At 71.5% G+C, this 19958-nt stretch carries 21 protein-coding genes; 13 read left to right on the plus strand and 8 right to left on the minus strand.

Translation table 11 applies throughout. The annotated features are described in order from the left end of the window. Positions 1-5 precede the first annotated feature (5 nt). A complete protein-coding gene (locus tag DVK44_RS24665) occupies positions 6-644 on the minus strand; it encodes a PepSY domain-containing protein (RefSeq protein WP_162794037.1) in 639 nt (212 codons plus the stop codon). Positions 645-768: 124 nt separating this feature from the next. On the opposite strand from DVK44_RS24665, the gene DVK44_RS24670 reads away from it, so the two are divergent. Next, on the plus strand, positions 769-1431 hold the full coding sequence (locus DVK44_RS24670) for a response regulator transcription factor (RefSeq protein ID WP_114661903.1): 663 nt from the start codon (positions 769-771) through the stop codon (positions 1429-1431). Continuing rightward, on the plus strand, positions 1428-2933 hold the full coding sequence (locus DVK44_RS24675; RefSeq protein WP_114661905.1) for a sensor histidine kinase: 1506 nt from the start codon (positions 1428-1430) through the stop codon (positions 2931-2933). The genes DVK44_RS24670 and DVK44_RS24675 overlap by 4 nt, the downstream gene beginning before the upstream one ends. 42 nt (positions 2934-2975) lie before the next feature. Here the strand turns inward: DVK44_RS24675 and DVK44_RS24680 are convergent, their stop codons facing one another. From DVK44_RS24680 to DVK44_RS24695, 4 genes are all read right to left on the minus strand, one after another. Then, a complete protein-coding gene (locus tag DVK44_RS24680; RefSeq protein ID WP_114661907.1) occupies positions 2976-3452 on the minus strand; it encodes a MarR family winged helix-turn-helix transcriptional regulator in 477 nt (158 codons plus the stop codon). Positions 3453-3600: 148 nt separating this feature from the next. Beyond that, a complete protein-coding gene (locus DVK44_RS24685) occupies positions 3601-4341 on the minus strand; it encodes an AIM24 family protein (RefSeq protein ID WP_114661909.1) in 741 nt (246 codons plus the stop codon). After that, positions 4338-4988 (minus strand): AIM24 family protein, encoded by a 651-nt coding sequence (locus DVK44_RS24690; protein WP_114661911.1) that lies wholly within the window; start codon positions 4986-4988, stop codon positions 4338-4340. Before DVK44_RS24690 ends, DVK44_RS24685 begins: the two co-directional genes overlap by 4 nt. Next, positions 4988-5626: an AIM24 family protein gene (locus DVK44_RS24695; RefSeq protein WP_114661913.1), complete on the minus strand. Its 639-nt coding sequence runs from the start codon at positions 5624-5626 to the stop codon at positions 4988-4990. Before DVK44_RS24695 ends, DVK44_RS24690 begins: the two co-directional genes overlap by 1 nt. A gap of 256 nt (positions 5627-5882) precedes the next feature. On the opposite strand from DVK44_RS24695, the gene DVK44_RS24700 reads away from it, so the two are divergent. The 4 genes from DVK44_RS24700 to glxA all read left to right on the plus strand — a co-directional run bounded on the left by DVK44_RS24700 (position 5883) and on the right by glxA (position 10564). Continuing rightward, positions 5883-6227, plus strand: a complete 345-nt coding sequence (locus DVK44_RS24700) for a DUF3817 domain-containing protein (RefSeq protein ID WP_114661915.1) — start codon at positions 5883-5885, stop codon at positions 6225-6227. After that, complete coding sequence (locus tag DVK44_RS24705) at positions 6224-6541, plus strand: MTH1187 family thiamine-binding protein (protein ID WP_114661917.1); 318 nt, start codon at positions 6224-6226, stop codon at positions 6539-6541. Before DVK44_RS24700 ends, DVK44_RS24705 begins: the two co-directional genes overlap by 4 nt. Positions 6542-6766: 225 nt before the next feature. Further along, positions 6767-8566: a glycosyltransferase family 2 protein gene (locus tag DVK44_RS24710; protein ID WP_114665411.1), complete on the plus strand. Its 1800-nt coding sequence runs from the start codon at positions 6767-6769 to the stop codon at positions 8564-8566. A 3-nt stretch (positions 8567-8569) separates the two neighbouring features. Further along, positions 8570-10564 carry a radical copper oxidase GlxA gene (glxA, locus tag DVK44_RS24715; protein ID WP_114661919.1) on the plus strand — a complete coding sequence of 665 codons (1995 nt, stop codon included), beginning with the start codon at positions 8570-8572 and terminating at the stop codon, positions 10562-10564. Between the two features lie 69 nt (positions 10565-10633). Here glxA and DVK44_RS24720 read toward each other — a convergent pair whose 3' ends face one another. After that, positions 10634-11692 (minus strand): glycoside hydrolase family 6 protein, encoded by a 1059-nt coding sequence (locus DVK44_RS24720; RefSeq protein ID WP_114661921.1) that lies wholly within the window; start codon positions 11690-11692, stop codon positions 10634-10636. A gap of 96 nt (positions 11693-11788) precedes the next feature. Further along, positions 11789-12787 (minus strand): ArsR/SmtB family transcription factor, encoded by a 999-nt coding sequence (locus DVK44_RS24725; RefSeq protein WP_114665412.1) that lies wholly within the window; start codon positions 12785-12787, stop codon positions 11789-11791. Positions 12788-12898: 111 nt separating this feature from the next. Here DVK44_RS24725 and DVK44_RS24730 point away from each other — a divergent pair, with 111 nt between their 5' ends. The 7 genes from DVK44_RS24730 (at position 12899) to DVK44_RS24760 (ending at position 19154) form a co-directional block, all read left to right on the plus strand. Beyond that, positions 12899-14203 carry an MFS transporter gene (locus DVK44_RS24730; protein WP_181957517.1) on the plus strand — a complete coding sequence of 435 codons (1305 nt, stop codon included), beginning with the start codon at positions 12899-12901 and terminating at the stop codon, positions 14201-14203. A gap of 10 nt (positions 14204-14213) precedes the next feature. Beyond that, the gene (locus DVK44_RS24735) at positions 14214-14720 is read left to right on the plus strand and encodes a MarR family winged helix-turn-helix transcriptional regulator (protein ID WP_114665414.1); all 507 of its coding nucleotides are present in this window, start codon (positions 14214-14216) and stop codon (positions 14718-14720) included. An 87-nt stretch (positions 14721-14807) separates the two neighbouring features. Then, positions 14808-15134 (plus strand): DUF3817 domain-containing protein, encoded by a 327-nt coding sequence (locus tag DVK44_RS24740; protein ID WP_114661923.1) that lies wholly within the window; start codon positions 14808-14810, stop codon positions 15132-15134. Between the two features lie 96 nt (positions 15135-15230). Next, complete coding sequence (locus DVK44_RS24745; protein WP_114661933.1) at positions 15231-16967, plus strand: acyl-CoA mutase large subunit family protein; 1737 nt, start codon at positions 15231-15233, stop codon at positions 16965-16967. Positions 16968-17021: 54 nt separating this feature from the next. Continuing rightward, a complete protein-coding gene (locus DVK44_RS24750; RefSeq protein ID WP_114661935.1) occupies positions 17022-17477 on the plus strand; it encodes a MarR family winged helix-turn-helix transcriptional regulator in 456 nt (151 codons plus the stop codon). Next, complete coding sequence (locus DVK44_RS24755) at positions 17474-18352, plus strand: ABC transporter ATP-binding protein (protein ID WP_114661937.1); 879 nt, start codon at positions 17474-17476, stop codon at positions 18350-18352. The genes DVK44_RS24750 and DVK44_RS24755 overlap by 4 nt, the downstream gene beginning before the upstream one ends. Beyond that, positions 18312-19154: an ABC transporter permease gene (locus DVK44_RS24760; RefSeq protein ID WP_114661939.1), complete on the plus strand. Its 843-nt coding sequence runs from the start codon at positions 18312-18314 to the stop codon at positions 19152-19154. The genes DVK44_RS24755 and DVK44_RS24760 overlap by 41 nt, the downstream gene beginning before the upstream one ends. Positions 19155-19208: 54 nt before the next feature. On the opposite strand, the gene DVK44_RS24765 is transcribed toward DVK44_RS24760, so the two are convergent. After that, complete coding sequence (locus DVK44_RS24765) at positions 19209-19835, minus strand: TetR/AcrR family transcriptional regulator (protein WP_228447359.1); 627 nt, start codon at positions 19833-19835, stop codon at positions 19209-19211. Between the last annotated feature and the right edge of the window lie 123 nt (positions 19836-19958).

Consider the following 19958-nt stretch of genomic DNA (forward strand, 5'->3'; position numbering starts at 1 on the left):
CGGTCTCAGTCGTCGTACCGGTCGTCGTCGTCGCGGTCCGGCGTGACCGCGGCGGTCCGCGCGTCGACGTGCAGCTCGTGCGCGCGGCCGTCCTCGCCGCGCACCTCGACCTCCCAGCGGGCGCCCGGGCCGCCGTCGTCGTCGATCTCGGCGGACTCCACGGCGCCCGGTACGGAGGCGAGGGCGGCGGCCACCGCCTGCCGGACGTCCACCGAGGCGGCGCGCAGCGCGGCACGGTCCTCGGCGTCGTCGTCCCGGTCGTCGTCCCTGCCGTCGTCGCCGTCCGCGCGGTCCACCCGTACCGCGCCGGTGGCCGTGTCCACCGTCAGCTCATGCCGGACCTCGTCCGTGCTGAGCAGGTCGATCTCCCAGCGGCCGGCGCGGTCGTCGTCCCGCTCGACGGCGGCCACGGCCGCACCGGGATACGCCTTGAGGGCCGCGGCCACCGCCTCGCTCGCGGTGAGTTCCGTACGGTCTCCGGGCGTCGGTGCGGCGGTCGGTGTCGCCGCCGATACCGCTGTCGATGTGCCCGTCGCTGTAACCGGTGCCGCTTCAGGGCTGTTCGGGGCGGCGAGTGCCGCGTAGGCGCCGCCGCCGATCAGCGCCGTGGCGGTGAGCGCGGAGAAGGCGAGCTTCAGCTTCATGAGAGTCTCCCGAGTGGCCGGTGCGGATCCGTGTCGATCCGGTTCCCACTGTGTCCGGCGGAAGCTGAAGGCAGCCTGAACCACCCTGAAGGGATCTTCAGCTTCGGTTTGGCAGGGTGGGGCCATGCGCTTGCTGATCGTGGAGGACGAAAGGCGGCTCGCGGTCTCGCTCGCCGCGGGACTGCGGGCCGAGGGCTTCGCCGTCGATGTCGTGCACGACGGCCTCGAAGGGCTGCACCGCGCGAGCGAGGGCGTTCATGACCTGGTCGTGCTCGACATCATGCTGCCGGGCATGAACGGCTACCGGGTCTGCGCGGCCCTGCGCGCCGCCGGGAACGACGTACCGATCCTGATGCTCACCGCGAAGGACGGCGAGTACGACGAGGCGGAGGGGCTCGACACGGGCGCGGACGACTATCTGACCAAGCCGTTCTCGTACGTCGTGCTGGTCGCCCGGGTCAAGGCGCTGCTGCGCAGGCGCGGTTCGGCCGGTGCCTCGCCGGTGCTGCGGATCGGGGCGCTGAGCGTCGACACGGCGGCCCGCCGGGTCTTCCGGGACGAGACCGAAGTGGCCCTGACGGCGAAGGAGTTCGCCGTTCTGGAGCAACTGGCGGTGCGGGCGGGCGAGGTGATCGGCAAGCAGTGGATCCTGGAGCATGTCTGGGACTTCGCCTATGACGGCGACCCGAACATCATCGAGGTTTACATCAGCGCGCTGCGGCGCAAACTCGGCGCCGCCGCGATCCAGACGGTGCGCGGCGCCGGATACCGGCTGGTCGCGTCGTGAGACGCCGCCGGTTCGGCTCCGTACGGGCCAGGGCGTCCCTCGGCGCGACGGCCGTGGTGGCGGTCGCGCTGCTGGCGGCGGGTGTCGCGGTGCTGCTCTCGCTGCGGTCGAACCTTACGGAGCAGGCCGGCCGGCAGGCCGACCGGGCGGCGCGCGAGGTGGCGCTGGACATCGCCTCCCGGGTCCCGGACCGGATCGCGTACGCGCAGCTCGACCTGCCCGACGAGGAGGACCATCCCGTGCAGGTGACCGACGGGGCGGGCCGGCTGCTGGTGGCGAGCGAGGGGCTGGAACGGATCAGCGGTACGGGAGTCCGCGAGGTACGGGCGACGACCGGGGCAGCCGCCCCCGCGGATGCCGCCGCCTCCGATGACGACGACGCGGACGACGACTCCGATGACGACGCCTCCGATGACGACGACGGGCCCGCCGTCGGCGAGATCGGCGACACCACCTCCTACACCTCGGGCCGCGCCACGGTGGACGGGGACACCGCCGACTACCGCTTCGCGGCGGTCGAGGTGACCGACCGCGCCGGGCGTACGGTCCTGGTCCACGCGGGCGCCTCGCTCGCGGACCGGCAGAGCGCGGTGGCCGGCACCACCGCCGCCATGCTGGCCGGTCTGCCCGTGCTGCTGCTGGTCGTCGGCGGAGTGACCTGGCTGGTGACCCGCCGGGCGCTGAGACCCGTGGAGGGCATCCGGCGGGAGCTGGCGGCCATCACGGCCTCCCAGGATCTCTCCCGGCGGGTGCCAGAGCCCGCCACGCGCGACGAGGTGGCCCGGCTGGCCCGTACGACCAACGAGACGCTCACCGCGCTGGAGAGGTCCGTGGAGCGGCAGCGGTGCTTTGTCGCGGACGCCTCGCACGAGCTGCGCAGCCCCATCGCCTCGCTCCGTACGCAGTTGGAGGTGGGCGAGGCCCATCCGGCGCTGCTGGATGTTCCCGGCGCGGTCGCGGACACCGTACGGCTTCAGCGCCTCGCGGCCGATCTGCTGCTGCTGGCCCGGCTCGACGCGGGGGAACGGCCGGCCGGTGCCGCCCCGTTCGATCTGGGCGCGCTGGTGCGCGACGAGATCGCGCAGCGGACCCAGGACCGATTTCCGGTCGTTCTCGATGTCCGGCCGGGGACGGAAGTGGCCGGATCCCGTGGGCAGTTGGCCCGGGTGCTCGGTAATCTGCTGGACAACGCGCAGCGCCACGCCGCAGGTTCGGTCGCCGTGTCCGTACGGCGGTCGGGCTCCTCGGTCGTCCTCACGGTCACCGACGACGGCCCGGGGGTGCCGGAAGCGGAGCGTGAGCGGATCTTCGAACGGTTTGTCCGGCTCGACGACGCCCGCAGCCGCGACGACGGCGGCGCCGGACTGGGTCTGGCCATCGCCCGGGACGTGGCCGCGCGGCACGGCGGTACGCTCACGGCCGGCCGCGCGGAGGGCGGCGGCGCCCTGTTCGAGCTGCGCCTGCCCCCGTCCGGCGGCGGTCCGGCGCCCGACGGGCCCTGAGGGCCCGCCAGGGCGGTCGCGAGGGCCATGGCCCCCTCGGGGTCAGGGCCTGCCGCGGTGGCCGTGGAGGTGCTCCGCGACCGGCGTCAGGGACGCCCGCAGCTCGGCGAGGGCCTCGGGGGAGAGCAGGTCGATGAAGTGCTTCCGGACGGACTCGACATGGTGCGGGGCGACTTCCTGCATGGTCGCCATGCCGGTGTCCGTCAGGACCGCGAAGAGTCCGCGCCGGTCCGATTCGCAGTGCTCCCTGCGGACCAGTCCGGCCGCCTCCATCCGGGTGATCTGGTGGGAGAGGCGGCTCTTGGACTGGAGGGTGGTGGCGGCGAGGTCGCTCATCCGCATCCGGCGGCCCTCGGACTCGGAGAGATTCACCAGGATCTCGTAGTCGTTCATGGTCAGGCCGAACGGCTGAAGGTCCTTCTCCAGCTGGTGTGTCAGCAGCTTGTTGACATCCAGATGGGTGCGCCACGCGCACTGCTCGGCGTCGCTCAGCCAGCGGGTGGCCGTCTCGGTCTCCATGTATCTATTCTACCTAAGAAGTTGAAATCTGGACGAAATTCCTCCGGGTGAGGAGTGTGACGCCGCGCACGGAGCGTTTGGCGGGGTCTTTTCACGGAGGCCCGCGGAAGGGTTCACGCGTTCGACGTCACACTCCGCAGACTACCGCTCACTGAGCGAAGCGGCGCAGGTGGTCGGCGCCGGGCACCCCGGCACCCGCCTCGGGCGGTGGTGTACCCGTCGGCTGTTCCGCCATCAGCTTCTCCGACGACTGGAGCAGCACCGTCCCCGCGCCGACGAACTCGAACTGGTGCTCCTCGCCCGAGGTGCCCCCGAACCCCGTCAGGGAGCGGAAGCCGCCGAGCACGCCGGACATATAGCCATGATCGTAGTGGTGACAGGGCGACGGGCAGTCCGCCCAGCCCACCAGCGCCTGCGGATCCACCCGCACCGGTGGCTCCATGAACACCACCGGCCCGTTCGACGCCGCGACGAACTTCCCCGTGCCGATCAGCGTCAGAAACCCGGGCACGATCGACTGCTTGAGCGCCAGTGACGGCTGGAACGCCAGCAGATTCCCCGACCGGATCGTCAGATTCCCGTCCTCCAGATCGAAGGAGTTGACGTCGAACGCCCGGTCCGCCAGCAGCATCTTGCCGCTGCCCGCCGCCACCACCCAGTCGGCCACATGCAGCGGTGAGTGGAAGCTGCTGCGGATCAGCCCCTCGAACCGGCCGTGGCCGATCCCGTCGAACTCGATCTGCCCGTAATAGGCGATCATCTTGCCCTTCTGGAGGAACCACTGACTCCCCGCCAGCTCCACACAGAAGGTGTACGCGTTGACGTTGTCGTCGCTCGGCAGTGTCGCCGGGTCGAATACCACCGGCGCGCTCGATACCCCACCGCTCACAGCTTGTCCTCCGATGCCTGGACGTAGACCGCGCCGGTGCCGCTCAGCTCCAGCTGGAACGCCTCGCCCGAACCGCGCCCCACCATCTCGCGCCAGCCGACCGCCGCCGAGAGCCTGTTCCGTACGTCGCCGTGGTGGGCCACGTACGCCTGCGGGTCGACCCGGATGTCCGCGCCCGGGGTGATGGGCAGCTCGATCACCCCGCCGTGCGCCATCACCGCGACCGCGCCATGGCCCTTGAGCGTGGTGGTGAACAGCCCCTGGCCGGTGACCTGGCCGCGCACCATGCCCATGACGCCGCCCTGTGAACCCATGAACATCGTGCCCTGCTGGAGCGTCCCGTCGAAGGCGAGCAGCCGGTCCGCCTCCACGTACAGGGTGTCGCCGGCGAGATTGATGACCTGGATGTGGTGGCCGCCATGGCCGAACATCACCGTGCCGTTCCCCTCCACCGTCATCAGCGGGGTGGCCTCGTTGGCCACCCGGCGGCCGATCATCGACATCACACCGCCCTGGCCGCCCTGGATGTTGGGCGTGAAACTGACCTCGCCCCGGTACGCCAGCATCGCGCCCCGCTGGCTGTACATGGTCTGTCCGGGCGCCACCGTCGCCTCGACCATCTTCGCGTTGATCTCCCGGAACGGCACTAGAGATCGCCCCCGATCGTGTTCCGCTCGCTCGGCTGTACGTAGACGAGCCCCTCGCCCTCGAAGCGGATCTGGAAGGACTCGCCCGACCCCTCGCCCAGGAACGTCCGGAAGTTCACCCCGGACTGGAGCTTCTGCTGAAGCTTCCCCTGATGCGCGATGTAGGCGCCCGGGTCGACATACAGCGGGTACTGGGAGGTCACCCGCAGCAGCACCGCCTCGCCGTCCGACATGATCGCCGCCTGGCCCGTGCCCTCGACGGTGGTCGTGAACAGGCCGTTCCCCGAAGCGCCGCCGCGCAGCCCGGTGAACGTCGTGCCGGTGCGCAGCCCCGCGTCCGTGCAGAGCAGATTGCTCGACTCGACATGGAGCTTGTCGCCGTGCAGCGAGACGAGGTTGATATCGCTCGCGCGATCGGCGAAATAGCAGGTGCCCTGGCCCTTCACCTCCATCACGGTCATCTGTTCGCCGGTGAGCCGGCGCGTCACCATCCCCCGCAGCCCCTCACCGCCGCCCGTCAGTTTCTTGAACGTCATCCGGCCGTCGTACGCGACCATCGAGCCGTTCTTCGCCTTGACAGCGTCGCCGGTCAACTCGACGGCGAGCACCTTGCTGCCTTGCAGTCGGAACTGAGCCACGGACCGAAGGTATCCCGGCCCCGCCCGCCACCGACAGGGCTTCTGCCCCTGATCGTCCCCTGATCGTCCCCCGAGCCGTCCCCGAGCCGTCCCTGAGCCGGCCCCCGAGCCTGCCCGAGCCGTCCCGGACACACCCCTGGCCGAAACGGGCCGAAGTGGGGCTGCCACAATGTCCTAGCGCTTGTGCGCGCTTTCACAAGATCGGGTTGGCGCCGCACGAGATCACGTAGCCCCCGATGACGAAGGTGCCTGCCTCGTGGACATCAGCAACGCCGCCCCGCTCCACCGCCTCCGCCTGGTCTCCGTGCCGGAGGCCGTATCGTTCCTCCTCCTCATGGTCTGCTCGGTGCTCAAGCGGACGACGGACTTCAACGCGGTACCGGTGATGGGAGCCATCCACGGCGTCCTCTTCATCCTGTACGTGATCTTCTGGGCCCTCGCCTGGATCCGCGTCCGCTGGTCCTTCGGGACGGCCGCCCTCTACTTCGTGCTCTCCGTACTGCCCGCCGGCGGCTTCTTCGCGGACCGCAGGATCAAGCGCGAGCTGGACGACGCCGCCATCGCCTCCCGCGCCCGCCGCGAAGGTACCGTGAACGCATGATCGTCGCCTTCTCCGTCTCTCCGCTCGGTGTCGGGGAGGACGTCGGCGAGTACGTCGCCGACGCCGTCCGGGTCGTCCGCGAGTCCGGCCTCCCCAACCGTACGGACGCGATGTTCACCTCCGTCGAGGGCGAGTGGGACGAGGTGATGGACGTCGTCAAGCGCGCCGTCGCCGCCGTCGAGGCCCGCGCCGGCCGGGTCTCGCTCGTCCTCAAGGCCGACATCAGGCCCGGGGTCACGGACGGTCTCACCTCGAAGGTCGAGACCGTGGAGCGCCACCTCGCCCAGCAGCCGCCCGCGGCCCCGGCCCCGTGACCCGGCCCGTAACCCCCGGACGCAGTAACCCGCGAGCGTAAAACCGCCCGCACGGACGCCTCCAGTCGACACGCCGGTCAATGTCCCTTTCTGTGGGGATATCGACCTCGCGAATCAGCTGGAGGCACCGTGCGGCCCGAGGGTGACGACACCGACCTCGACCCCGACCACGACGACGTACTCGGCTACGACTACGACGTCCACAGCTGTCTGGCCGGCCCCCTCATGGAGCCGGACCGGACCGCCCCCTACCGCGTGGGCTACCGGAGTCTGCTCGCGCGCGAGCCCCGCCGAATACGCGCCGTCCTGCTGATGGCCCTGGCGCCGCTCCTCTCCGGCGCCCTGCTGGTCTACCTGGTCTGGCCCAGCCACCGGACCGAGCGCGAGGGCGGCGACCGCTGGCTGATCGTCTTCGACCACGTGATGCTCGGCTCGATCGGGTGCATCGCCCTGTTCATGCTGGTCAACGTCGCCTCGGTGGCACACGCCACCATGGTCGCCCGGGACCCGATACCCGTCCCCGCCGAGCTGGGCACCCGGGTCGCCTTCCTCACCACGTACGTCCCCGGCACCGAGCCGCTCGCCATGGTGCGGGGCACGCTCGAAGGGGCGGTACGGCTGCGGCACAGCGGCCCCCTCGACATCTGGCTGCTCGACGAGGGCGACGACCCCGCCGCCCGGGCGCTCTGCGCGGAGCTGGGCGTACGGCACTTCACCCGTAGGGGAGTCCCCGAGTGGAACCGCCGCAGAGGCGTCCACAAGGCGCGCACCAAACACGGCAACTACAACGCCTGGCTCGCGATGCACGGCGACGACTACGACTTCTTCGCCTCCGTCGACACCGACCACATCCCGCTCCCCAACTTCCTGGAGCGGATGATGGGTTACTTCCGCGACCCGGACATCGCCTTCGTCGTCGGCCCCCAGGTGTACGGCAACTACACCTCGCCCGTCACCAAGGCCGCCGAGTCCCAGCAGTTCCTCTTCCACGCGCTGATCCAGCGGGCCGGCAACCGCTACCACGCCCCGATGTTCGTCGGCACGAACAACGTCGTCCGGATCAAGGCGCTCCAGCAGATCGGCGGGCTGTACGACTCGATCACCGAGGACATGGCCACCGGCTTCGAGATCCACCGCACCCGCAACCCGCTCACCGGCCGCTTCTGGCGCTCCGTCTACACCCCCGACGTGCTGGCGGTCGGTGAGGGGCCCGCGTCCTGGACCGACTTCTTCACCCAGCAGCTGCGCTGGTCCCGGGGCACCTACGAGACGCTCATCAAGCAGTACTGGAAGGCGCCCTTCCGGGTGCCGCCGGGCCGGCTGCTCAGCTACACGCTGATGCTCGTCTACTACCCGATGACCGCCGTCAACTGGTTCCTCGGCGTCCTCAGCTGCGTTCTCTTCCTCTGGCTCGGCGCCTCCGGCACCCAGGTCTCGTCCTCGGTTCTGCTGATGCTCTACAGCGACGCCGCCGCCCTCCAGATCGGCCTCTACCTCTGGAACCGGCGCCACAACGTCTCGCCCCACGAACCCCAGGGCTCCGGCGGGCTCGCCGGTATGGCGATGTCGGCGCTCTCCGCGCCCATCTACCTCAAGTCGCTCTGCGCGGCGCTGCTGCGCACCCAGGGCCGCTTCGTGGTCACCCCCAAGGGCGGCCGGACCAGCGCCGACCGGACGGCGACCTTCCGGATCCATCTCTTCTGGGCCGCCGTGCTCGCCGGCTCGCTCGTCGCGTCCGTCTTCCTCGGCCACACCCACGCGGCCATGCGCACCTGGGCCGGGCTCGCGCTCGTGATCGCGCTCGCCCCGGTCGCCGTCTGGCTCCTGACGCTGCGCGCCGAGCGCATCGCCGCCCGTACGGCCGCCGCGCCCCCACGCGCCCCGGCGCCCGCGCCCGCTCAGAGCGCGCCCGCTCAGAGCGCGCCCGCTCAGAGCGCGCCCGCCGCTCAGAGCGCGCCCGCCCCCACCCGCGCGTCCGCGCCGGCCGCGGTCCCGGTGACCGTATCGACGTCAGGAGGGAACTGACCCATGCAGCAGCGGAACGCGCGGCGGAACAAGCCGCGGTACCGGCCGTCGGGGAAGCTGCGGAAGACGCTGCTGGGCGGTGGCGCCCTCGTGGTGCTCCTCGGCCTCAACGCCCCCGCCGCCTACTCCTTCGCCGCCGAGAAGTACCACGCGTACAAGATCGCCCAGCCCGGCTACAAGCAGCGCTACGGCTCCTGGTCGATGCTCGACGTCCCCAAGAAGTTCCGTACGAACGCGATCCACGCGGCCCTGCTGCACAGCGGCAAGGTGCTGATCGTCGCGGGCTCCGGCAACAACCAGCGGAAGTTCGACGAGGGCTCCTTCGACACCATCCTCTGGAACCCGGCCGACAACTCCTTCAAGCGGATCCCCACCCCCGAGGACTTCTTCTGCGCCGGCCACTCCCAGCTCCCCGACGGACGGCTGCTGGTGGCGGGCGGCACCGCGCGCTACGAGGTCCTCGACGGCGAGGTCAGCCGGGCCGGCGGCGGTATGCGCGTCAAGAACGAGAGCCCGGACCGGGCCCACACGTTCAAGAAGGGCACCCGCTTCCGCTCCCCGTCGGGCATCGAGTACGTCTCCACCACCGACGTCACCGTCCCCAAGGCCAAGAAGGAGTTCCAGGTCGGCTACGGCAAGAGCGGCCGGATGCTGCCCTGGCGGACCAAGATCACGGCCGGCGAGGCCCGGGTCTTCGTGGAAGCCGTCGACAAGGGCCCCCAGGCGCTCACCACCCAGGCCGCCCAGTACGAGATCCTCGGCCTCAAGGGCAAGGACGCCGACAACCTCTACGGCCTCGCGCAGAAACTCACCACCGAGAAGCAGGACTTCCAGGGCATCAAGTCGGCCTACGAGTTCGACCCCAGGGCCGAGAAGTACGTCCCCGTCGACCCGATGCGCGAAGCCCGCTGGTACCCCACCCTCGTCACCCTGGACGACGGCAAGGTCCTCGCCGTCTCCGGCCTGGACGATGTCGGCGCCGTGGTCACCGGCGACAACGAGCTGTACGACCCGGCGACCAAGAAGTGGTCCCCGGGCCCCGCCCGCTACTTCCCCACCTACCCCGCGCTCTTCCTCACCAAGGGCGGCAAACTCTTCTACTCCGGCTCCAACGCCGGTTACGGGCCCGCCGACAAGGGCCGGCAGCCGGGGCTCTGGGACCTGAAGCGGAACACCTTCACCAAGGTCGACGGGCTCACCGACGCCGACCAGACCGAGACCTCCGCCTCCCTGATGCTGCCCCCGGTCCAGGACCAGCGGGTGATGCTGCTGGGCGGCGGCGGGGTCGGCGAGTCGCCCCGGTCCACCGCCCGTACGGCCATCGTCGACCTCAACCGCGACAGCCCCGCCTTCACGGCCGGCCCGAAGCTGCCGCAGGGCACCCGCTACCTCAGCAGCGTGCTCCTCCCCGACGACACGGTCTTCACCACCGGCGGCTCCTCCGGCTACCGGGGCCGCAGCGCCAGCGACATCCTCAAGGCGCAGTTCTACGACCCCAAGGCCAACGTCTTCCGGCCGGCCGCCGACCCCACCGTCGGCCGCAACTACCACTCCGAGGCGCTGCTGCTCCCGGACGGCCGGGTCGTCACCTTCGGCTCCGACCCGCTCTTCAACGACGCCGACAACACCAAACTCGGCACCTTCGAACAGCGGGTGGAGATCTACACCCCGCCCTATCTCCAGGGCGACAAGGGCAAGAAGGAGAACCGCCCGTCCCTCGGCTCCGGTCCCGACCGGCTCGACGCCAAGGGCCGCGCCACCTTCCGCACCCCCCACCCGGAGCGCATCGCGAAGGCCCGTCTGATGCGCCCCAGCGCCGTCACCCACACGACGGACGTGGAACAGCGCTCCGTTGACCTCAAGATCGGCAAGGCCAAGGGCGCGGTGACCATCGAGGCGCCCAATGACCGGGCGATGGTGCCCCCGGGCTGGTACATGCTCTTCGCCACGGACACGGCGGGCGTCCCGTCGGAGGCGAAGTGGATCCAGGTCACATGAGGCACGTACGGGATGCATGGGACGTACGGGACGTACGGGCGCGGGCGGCGCCGCCCGCGCCGCCCGCCGTCAGCCCTTCGCCCGGCGGGCCAGGCCGAGCGCGTACTCCGGCCACCAGGTCCCGGCCGCCGGGCCGCCCCGGCACGGGCCGTCCGAATCGCCGGGGCGCTTGATCCAGAGGAAGGCGTCCACCAGCTCGTTGCCGGTGTTGGTGGTGGGCGGCGAGCCCAGGGCCCGCCCCGGCGGATTGCACCACGCCTGGTCGCGTTCGCCGGAGAGCGGGCCCGCGCCGTTGCGGCTGGTGTCGATCGTGAAGTGCGCGTCGTCCAGCAGCGAGGAGAGCTGGGTGCCGTACGTCTTGACCGTGTCGTTCGTCTGGAAGTTCGACACATTGAGGGAGAAGCCGTCGGCCGCGCCGACGCCCGCCCGCCGCAGCGCCCCGGCGAGCTTGTCCGGGTCGGTGACCCAGGCGGGGTTGCCGGCGTCCAGATAGACCCGGGTGTGCGGCTGCCGCTTGAGCCGGTCGATCGCCCCGGAGAGCAGCTCGTACCGCTCGCCCTGGTTCTCGTCCGGGGTGCAGCCGTCCGTCAGATGCGGTACGGCGTCGGGCTCCAGGATCACGATGGCGTCCGCGTCCCCGATCGCGTCGGCGAAGGCGCCGATCCACCCGCGGTACGCGTCGGCGTCGTGCGCGCCGCCCGCCGAGTAGAGGCCGCAGTCGCGGTGCGGGATGTTGTACGCGACGAGGACCGCCGTGCGCCGGGCGGCCTTCGCGCCCCGTACCGCCTTGTGGATACGCGGCTCCGGGTCGTCCCCGGCGGGCCAGGCGGCGACCGCGCGCTCCGCGACGCGCCGCAGGATCCTGGCGTCGTCCCCGCGCCCCTGCTTCTCCCATGCCTTGACCTGGCGGGCCGCGTCGCTGTCCGGGTCCACCCAGAAGGGCGACGCGACGGCCGGAGCGGCCTCGCCCAGCACCCCGGCGGAGCCGGTCCGCCCGGACGGCTCCCGGCGGTCGCCGACGGGCGACGGGTCCGGGGAGACGGCGGAACAGCCGGCCAGGGCCAGCCCGAGGAGGGCCGCCACGAGGGCGGTCGCGGTGCGGGAGCGGTGCGGTCTGCGGCCGGACATCCATACCCCTCAAAGAAGGCTGGGGAGCGACGGGGAGCGCACATGGGGCTGGGGCGCGCACGGGAATGGCAAGACCGGCATATCGTTACATAACGCTCAGTCGGTTCCGGGATGCGACACCGCGAGGGCGATCCCCAGCGGCGTCCGCTCGTACAGCACCTGGTGTCCGTACCGCCGCGAGGTCAGCAGCCCCGCCTCGCGCAGCACCGACAGATGCTCCGACACGGAGGAGGCCGCGAGCCCGAGCAGCCGCGCGAGCGCGGTGGTGGAGGCCGGCGCGTCGAGCGCGCACAGCACCTGGGCCCGCGCGCGGCCCAGCAGCCGGGCGAGCGCCTCGGGCGTACGGTCGGACGGCTCCGTCCACAGGCCGCCGACGCCGCGCACCGGATAGACCACGGCCGGCTGCCACGGCGGCCGGAACCCGCTCACCACCCGGGGCCAGCAGAAGACGCTCGGCATCAGCACGAGCCCGTCGCCGCCGAGCACGCGCGCGTGGCTGCCGTTCACCCCGGTGATGGTCAGGGTGGACCCGCCGGTCCAGCTCAGCTGCGGGCTCAGCTCCCCGATCAGCCGCTCGAAGCCGCCTTCCGCCCACCGCCGCGAACGGTAGGCCACATCGGCCTCCAGCAGGGTGCGCAGCCGGGGCCACTCCGGCTCGACGAGCACCCGCCACGCCCGCTCCAGCAGCCCGGCCAGCTCGGCCACGGCCCGCGCCGGATCCGCCAGCATCGCCCGCCCGGCGGGGCTGTCCGTGGCGCCCGGGGTGTCGGCGAGCGCCAGGGCGATATCGGCCCGGGCCGTCTCCGGGTCGGTGGCGCGGACGGCCGCGATCTCGTCCTCGAAGAGGGCCCCGGGCCCCGGCGGGACCTGGCTGAGGAAGTCGGGGTTGTGGCCGAACTCCGGCATCAGCAGATGCAGCGGGCGCAGCTCCAGACTGTCGGCGGCGGCCCGGATCCGGCGCAGCCAGGGCAGGTGGTAGCCGTGCCGTTCGGGCCGGGCGAGGGTGCGTACGGCCTCCTGGGTCTCCCAGAGCGGTGAGACGGCGAAGCGGCAGCGGAGCAGATCGCTCTCGGCGAAGTGGAGATGGAAGGGCACGGTGGCGGACGCTCTCGGACGGGGGAGAAGGGGAAGGCCGTTGCGGGCCGGAAGATTCGGTTCGGGCCGAAAGTCTATGGCCGGGCGCGGTCGCTCCCTCAGTCTGTGGCCATGTCCAAGAACGCATCCCCCGGCGGGTACCGGGCCGTCTTCGCCGTGCGCGAGTTCCGTTATGTCTTCGCCGCGCATCTGCTCTCGCTGCTCGGGGTGGTCGTGAGCGAGATCGCGCTGACCTATCTCGTCTACGTGCTCACCCGCTCCCCGCTGCTCAGCGCGCTCACCTTCGCCCTCGGCATGCTGCCGTACCTCATCGGCGGGACCCTCTTCGCCGGGGTGGCCGACCGCTATCCGGCCCGGCGGGTGCTGGTGGTCTGCGATCTGCTCTGCGCCGTCTGTGTCGGGCTGATGGTGCTGCCCGGCACCCCGATCGCGGGGCTGCTGGCGCTGCGCTGTGTGGTCGCCGCCGTCGCGCCGGTCTTCACCGGGACCAGGATGGCCGCGCTCACCGACATCCTCGGCGACGGCGACCCGTACGTACTGGGGCGTTCGCTCCTGCGGCTCGTCTCGCAGGGCGCGATGCTCGCCGGGTTCGGGGTGGGCGGGGTGCTGCTGGCCGTGGTGCCCGCGCGCGGGGCGATCGCCATCACGTTCGGCACGTTCCTCTGCTCGGCCGCGCTGCTGCGCTTCGGGACGCGGGCCCGGCCGGCCAGGAGTACGGGCAACGGCGGTGCGCTGCTGGGGGATTCGCTGGGCGCTGCCCGGCTGCTGCTCGGTGACCGCCGGACGCGGGCGCTGCTGCTGCTCTTCTGGGTCCCGGCCATGTTCGCGGTCGCCCCGGAGGCCCTTGTCGCGCCGTACGCCGACTCCCTGGGGGTGGGTCCCGCGGCGCTGGGGCTGCTGATGTGCGCGATTCCGGTGGGGCACATCGGGGCGGAGCTGTACGTCGGGGCGCGGCTCTCGCCGCGGGCCCGGGGCCGGATCGTCCTGCCGATCGCCGCCACCGGGCTGCTGCCCCTGCTGGTGTACGCGGCCGAGCCCGGCCTCGGCTGGGCGCTGGCGGCGCTCGCGCTGTCCGGGGTGGGGGCCGCGTATGTCGTCGGTCTCGACCGGTGGTTCGTGGACGCGGTCCCCGAGGAGCTGCGCGGCCGGGCGATGACCCTGCTCACGGCGGGTCTGATGACGATCCAGGGCCTCGGTATGGCGCTGGCCGGTCTCGCCGCCGAGTTCTTCCCGGTCCATCAGGTGGTGGCCGGGGCCGGCGTGCTCGGGACGCTCTGCTGCCTCGTGCTCGTACGCGAGGTACGGCAGGTACGGCGGACCGCCGGGGCGGGGGCCGTGGTATCCGGGTCCGGGGCGTCCGCGGCCGGGGTGGCCGAAGGGCGAGACGGGGCTGATCACTCTGTGGCCAGTGGGTAAGGTCGACGGCGTGTCAAAGCCGCTCAGTCTCCCCTTCGACCCGATCGCGCGCGCCGACGAACTCTGGCGGCAGCGCTGGGGACCCGTCCCCTCGATGGCCGCGATCACCTCGGTCATGCGCGCGCACCAGATCCTGCTCGCCGGGGTCGACGCGGTCGTCAAACCGTACGGACTGACCTTCGCGCGGTACGAGGCGCTGGTGCTGCTGACCTTCTCCAAGGCGGGCGAACTGCCGATGTCGAAGATCGGCGAGCGGCTGATGGTGCATCCGACGTCGGTCACCAACACCGTGGACCGGCTGGTCACGGCCGGTCTCGTCGACAAGCGCCCCAACCCCGCCGACGGCCGCGGCACCCTCGCCTCGATCACCGACAAGGGGCGCGAGGTGGTCGAGTCGGCCACCCGGGATCTGATGGAGATGGACTTCGGGCTGGGGGCGTACGACGCGGAGGAGTGCGCGGAGATCTTCGCGATGCTCCGTCCGCTGCGGGTCGCGGCGCGGGACTTCGAGGAGTAGGCGAGCGCGGAAGCAGCGGCAGGGGAGCGGGAGAGCGGTGGCAGGGGCGGGCGAAGATCGTCCCATGTGCCCCGTTAGGCTCGCCCCATGAAGTCAAATGTGCTGTCGCGCTACCGGGTGATGGCGTACGTCACCGCCGTATGGCTGCTGGTCTTCACCGTGGCGATCATCCTGAAGTACGGGTTCGACACCGGTGACACGATGCTGATCTCCCAGATCCACGGCGTCCTGTACATCGTCTACGTGGTCTTCGCGTTCGATCTGGGCTCCAAGGCCAAGTGGTCGTTTGGGAAGCTGCTCTGGGTGCTCGCCGTGGGCTGTATCCCCGCCGCGTCGTTCTTCGTCGAGCCGAAGATCACCCGGGAGATCCGGCCCCTGCTGACCGACCGCGCTCCGGTGGCGGCCGAGGCGTAGGGCGCGCGGCCCCTTCCCCCTCCCTCCGCCCGCGCGGTGAACGCGTGGGCGGTTTCCCATCGACATTTACTAGGACGTCCTAGTAAATTTGAAAGCATGAACACCGAAGCGACCGGCGCGGCCGACATCACCGACGCGATCGACGCGATCGAGGAGGGCCGCCGCCGCTGGCAGGCCCGCTACGACAAGGCCCGCAAGCGCGACGCGGACTTCACGACGCTCTCCGGCGATCCGGTGGAGCCGGTCTACGGGCCCCGGCCCGGTGACACGTACGAGGGATTCGAGCGGATCGGCTGGCCCGGCGAGTACCCGTTCACCCGCGGTCTCCACCCGACCGGCTACCGCGGCCGGACGTGGACCATCCGCCAGTTCGCCGGCTTCGGCAACGCCCTCCAGACCAACGAGCGGTACAAGAAGATCCTCGCCAACGGCGGCGGCGGACTCTCCGTCGCCTTCGACATGCCCACGCTCATGGGCCGCGACTCCGACGACCCGCGCGCCCTCGGCGAGGTCGGCCACTGCGGGGTCGCCATCGACTCGGCCGCCGACATGGAGATCCTCTTCGGCGACATCCCGCTCGGGGACGTCACCACCTCCATGACGATCAGCGGCCCGGCGGTCCCGGTCTTCTGCATGTACCTCGTCGCGGCGGAGCGCCAGGGCGTCGACCCGGCCGTCCTCAACGGCACGCTCCAGACCGACATCTTCAAGGAGTACATCGCCCAGAAGGAGTGGCTCTTCCAGCCCGAGCCCCATCTGCGGCTGATCGGGGACCTGATGGAGCACTGCGCCGTCGCCATCCCCGCCTACAAGCCGCTCTCCGTCTCCGGCTACCACATCCGCGAGGCGGGCGCGACGGCCGCGCAGGAGCTGGCGTACACCCTCGCGGACGGCTTCGGCTATGTGGAGCTGGGGCTGAGCCGGGGCCTGGACGTGGATGTCTTCGCGCCCGGCCTCTCCTTCTTCTTCGACGCGCACCTCGACTTCTTCGAGGAGATCGCCAAGTTCCGCGCGGCCCGCCGGATCTGGGCGCGCTGGATGCGGGACGTGTACGGCGCCCGGACCGACAAGGCGCAGTGGCTCCGCTTCCACACCCAGACCGCCGGTGTCTCGCTCACCGCGCAGCAGCCGTACAACAACGTCGTACGGACGGCCGTGGAGGCCCTGTCGGCGGTCCTGGGCGGCACGAACTCGCTGCACACCAACGCGCTCGACGAGACCCTCGCCCTGCCCAGCGAGCAGGCCGCCGAGATCGCGCTCCGCACCCAGCAGGTGCTGATGGAGGAGACCGGCGTCGCGAACGTGGCCGACCCGCTCGGCGGCTCCTGGTACGTGGAGCAGCTCACGGACCGGATCGAGGCCGACGCCGAGAAGATCTTCGAGCAGATCAAGGAGCGCGGCCGGCGCGCCCACCCGGACGGGCTGCACCCCATCGGCCCCGTCACCTCCGGGATCCTGCGCGGTATCGAGGACGGCTGGTTCACCGGCGAGATCGCCGAGTCGGCGTTCCAGTACCAGCGCGCGCTGGAGAAGGGGGACAAGCGGGTCGTCGGCGTCAACGCCCACCACGGCTCGGTCACCGGCGACCTGGAGATCCTGCGCGTCAGCCACGAGGTCGAGCGCGACCAGGTACGGGTGCTGGGCGAGCGCAGGGCCGCCCGCGACGACGCCCGGGTCCGTACGGCGCTCGCGGAGATGCTGACGGCGGCCCGTACGGGCGCCAACATGATCGCCCCGATGCTGGCGGCGGTCCGGGCGGAGGCGACGCTGGGCGAGATCTGCGGCGTCCTGCGCGACGAGTGGGGCGTCTACACGGAGCCGCCCGGCTTCTAGGTCACTCTGCGGCATATCGGGCAATAGCTCTCACGCAGAGCTAAACTGGACGGCGTGGCCATCGAGGATTTCCCCGACTCGCTCGCCGCCGTGCTGGCGGGTTTCCAGCGCACCGTACGGCGGCGGCTGCGCTCCGGCCTGGCAGCCCCGCCCCTGCGGGGCGCGCAGGCCGAGCTGCTGCGGCTGGTGGCGGACCGGCCGGGGATCCGGGTGTCGGACGCGGCGGCGGAGCTGTACCTCGCCGGCAACTCGGTCTCCACCCTGGTCAATCAGCTCGGCCGGGCCGGGTATCTGCGCCGCGAGACGGACCCCGCCGACCGGCGCTCCGCCCGGCTGCTGCCCACCGAGGAGGCCGTGGCGCGGCTGGCCCAGTGGGAGGCGCGCCGCTCCGCCCTCGTACGGGAGCAGCTGGCGCGGCTCACCGAGGAGGACCGGACGGCCCTCGCCGCGGCGCTGCCCGCGCTGCGCCGGCTCGTCCGGAACATGCGTGAGGAAACGGAGAACCCATGACCGCCATCACCGGGGGGACCACCGCGCCGGACGAGCCCGCCGAGGCCGTCGGCTGCCGCGGACTGACCTACACCTTCGGCGAGACCAGGGCCGTCGACGGCCTCGATCTCTCGGTCGGCGCGGGCGAGGTCTTCGGACTGCTCGGGCCGAACGGCGCCGGCAAGACCACCGCGATCCGCTGTGTCACCACCCTGCTGCCCGTCCCCGCCGGCGTCGTCCGTGTGTTCGGGCACGACGCGGCGAAGGAGAAGATGGCCGTGCGCCGGCTGCTCGGCTACGTACCCCAGCAGCTCTCCGCCGACGCCGCGCTGACCGGCCGCGAGAACGTCTCGCTCTTCGCCCGGGTCTTCGACGTCGCCCGCCGCGAGCGCGCCGAACGCGTCGCGCAGGCGCTGGCCGCCGTGGATCTGACCGGCGCCGCCGACCGGATGACCACCACGTACTCCGGCGGCATGATCCGCCGGCTCGAACTCGCGCAGGCGCTCGTCAGCGCGCCCCGGCTGCTGATGCTGGACGAGCCGACGATCGGTCTGGACCCCATCGCCCGTACCAGCGTGTGGGAGCACATCACCGCCGTACGGCGCGCCACGGGCATGACCGTTCTGGTCACCACGCACTACATGGACGAGGCCGAGCAGTACTGCGACCGGGTCGCGCTGATGCACCGCGGCCGGGTCCACGCCCTCGGCACGCCGGACGAGCTGCGGGCCGCGCTGCGCGAGCGGCGGCTGGCCGCCGGCACCGCCGGCGAGAAGGACCCCGTACCGACGCTGGAGGACGTCTTCCGGGACGTCGCCGGCAGCGGTCTGGAGGAGGAAGGAGGCGTCTTCCGCGATGTCCGGAGCACCCGCAGGACCGCGACCCGCGTCGGCTGAGACGAATCTGCTGCTCGTACCGCCGCAGGCCCGTACGGGCTGGCGCGTGCTGCCCGCCCGGGTCGTGGCGATGTGCGTGGTGGAGCTGCAGAAGCTGCGCCACGACCGTACCGAGCTGTACACCCGGGCCGTGCAGCCCGCGCTCTGGCTGCTGATCTTCGGCGAGACCTTCACCAGGATCAAGGCCATCCCCACGGGCGGTATCCCCTATATCGATTATCTCGCGCCCGGCATCATCGCCCAGTCCGCGATGTTCATCGCGATCTTCTACGGCATCATGATCATCTGGGAGCGGGATGCCGGGATCCTGACCAAACTGCTGGTCACCCCCACCCCCAGAGCGGCCCTGATCAGCGGCAAGGCATTCGCCTCGGGGGTCAAGGCGCTGATCCAGGCGGTCGTGGTGATCGTCATCGCCGCGGCCCTCGGGGTGGGGCTGACCTGGAATCCGCTGCGGCTGCTCGGGGTGGCCGTCGCGGTCGTCCTCGGCTCGGCCTTCTTCTCCTGTCTGTCCATGACGGTCGCGGGCATCGTGCTCACCCGCGACCGGCTGATGGGCATCGGACAGGCCATCACCATGCCGCTCTTCTTCGCTTCCAACGCGCTCTATCCGGTGGCGATCATGCCGGGCTGGCTCCAGGTCGTCAGCCGGGTCAACCCGCTGAGCTATCAGGTCGACGCGCTGCGCGGGCTGCTGCTCGGTACGCCCGCGCATCTGGCGCTGGACTTCGGGGTGCTGCTGGTGGCGGCGGTGCTGGGGATCGTGGCCGCCTCGTCCCTGCTGGGCAGGCTGGCGCGCTGATCCCGTCGGAAGTCGTTGCCCGGCGGCCGGGGTTGGGCGGCGGCTTCGCCCGGGTCAGGTCGGCCGTCCGGGCGGGGTGAGCGCCCGCAGACCGCCCAGCAGCAGGGACGTGAAGGCGCGGGCCCAGTTCTCGTCCACCGGTTCCGCGCTGACCAGCGTGCGGTGGACGACCGCGCCGGCGATGACGTCGAAGATCAGGTCGGCGGCGCGGGCCGCCGTCACCGGGTCGGGCTCGCGCGGGAGTTCACCGCGGCGCTGGGCGCGCTCGCGGCCCAGCAGGACCAGCCGCTTCTGCCGGTCGACGATCGAGTCACGGATCCGGCCGCGCAGCGCCGGGTCCCGGGTGGACTCGGCGATCACCGCCATCAGCGAGGTCTTGGCCTCCGGGTGCTCCAGCACCGCCGCGAGCTGGAGCACCACGCCCTCCACATCGGCGGACAGGCTGCCGCGGTCCGGCAGTTCCAGGGTGTCGAAGAGGACCGCGACCGCGTCCACGACGAGTTCGTTCTTGCCCGCCCAGCGCCGGTAGAGCGTCGTCTTGGCGACTCCCGCGCGGGCGGCCACCTCGCCCATCGTCAGCTTCGACCAGCCCAGCTCGCCCAGCGTCTCCCGGGTCGCGGCCAGGATCGCGGAGTCGGCTCCGGCGCTGCGCGGGCGGCCCGTACGGCGCGGTGCGTCCATGACGGTGACCATACCGCTCGGTACGTCCGGTGCGCCCCATTCGGTGCGGGCTTGTGTGAGCCAGTTCACCGGGGAGAAACCGCCCGGGTTCCGGACCCGGAAGTTACGCTACGACCCGTAGCG

The sequence above is a fragment of the Streptomyces paludis genome (assembly GCF_003344965.1).
Classification (GTDB): domain Bacteria; phylum Actinomycetota; class Actinomycetes; order Streptomycetales; family Streptomycetaceae; genus Streptomyces; species Streptomyces paludis.

Excerpts from the sequence above, each read along its gene's own strand:
- DVK44_RS24680 (WP_114661907.1), bottom strand. The coding sequence starts at position 3,452 with ATGGAGACCGAGACGGCCACCCGCTGGCTGAGCGACGCCGAGCAGTGC.
- DVK44_RS24705 (WP_114661917.1), top strand. The coding sequence starts at position 6,224 with ATGATCGTCGCCTTCTCCGTCTCTCCGCTCGGTGTCGGGGAGGACGTC.
- glxA (WP_114661919.1), top strand. The coding sequence starts at position 8,570 with ATGCAGCAGCGGAACGCGCGGCGGAACAAGCCGCGGTACCGGCCGTCG.
- DVK44_RS24745 (WP_114661933.1), top strand. The coding sequence starts at position 15,231 with ATGAACACCGAAGCGACCGGCGCGGCCGACATCACCGACGCGATCGAC.
- DVK44_RS24740 (WP_114661923.1), top strand. The coding sequence starts at position 14,808 with ATGAAGTCAAATGTGCTGTCGCGCTACCGGGTGATGGCGTACGTCACC.
- DVK44_RS24765 (WP_228447359.1), bottom strand. The coding sequence starts at position 19,835 with ATGGACGCACCGCGCCGTACGGGCCGCCCGCGCAGCGCCGGAGCCGAC.
- DVK44_RS24720 (WP_114661921.1), bottom strand. The coding sequence starts at position 11,692 with ATGTCCGGCCGCAGACCGCACCGCTCCCGCACCGCGACCGCCCTCGTG.
- DVK44_RS24670 (WP_114661903.1), top strand. The coding sequence starts at position 769 with ATGCGCTTGCTGATCGTGGAGGACGAAAGGCGGCTCGCGGTCTCGCTC.
- DVK44_RS24710 (WP_114665411.1), top strand. The coding sequence starts at position 6,767 with ATGGAGCCGGACCGGACCGCCCCCTACCGCGTGGGCTACCGGAGTCTG.
- DVK44_RS24755 (WP_114661937.1), top strand. The coding sequence starts at position 17,474 with ATGACCGCCATCACCGGGGGGACCACCGCGCCGGACGAGCCCGCCGAG.
- DVK44_RS24665 (WP_162794037.1), bottom strand. The coding sequence starts at position 644 with ATGAAGCTGAAGCTCGCCTTCTCCGCGCTCACCGCCACGGCGCTGATC.
- DVK44_RS24760 (WP_114661939.1), top strand. The coding sequence starts at position 18,312 with ATGTCCGGAGCACCCGCAGGACCGCGACCCGCGTCGGCTGAGACGAAT.
- DVK44_RS24730 (WP_181957517.1), top strand. The coding sequence starts at position 12,899 with ATGTCCAAGAACGCATCCCCCGGCGGGTACCGGGCCGTCTTCGCCGTG.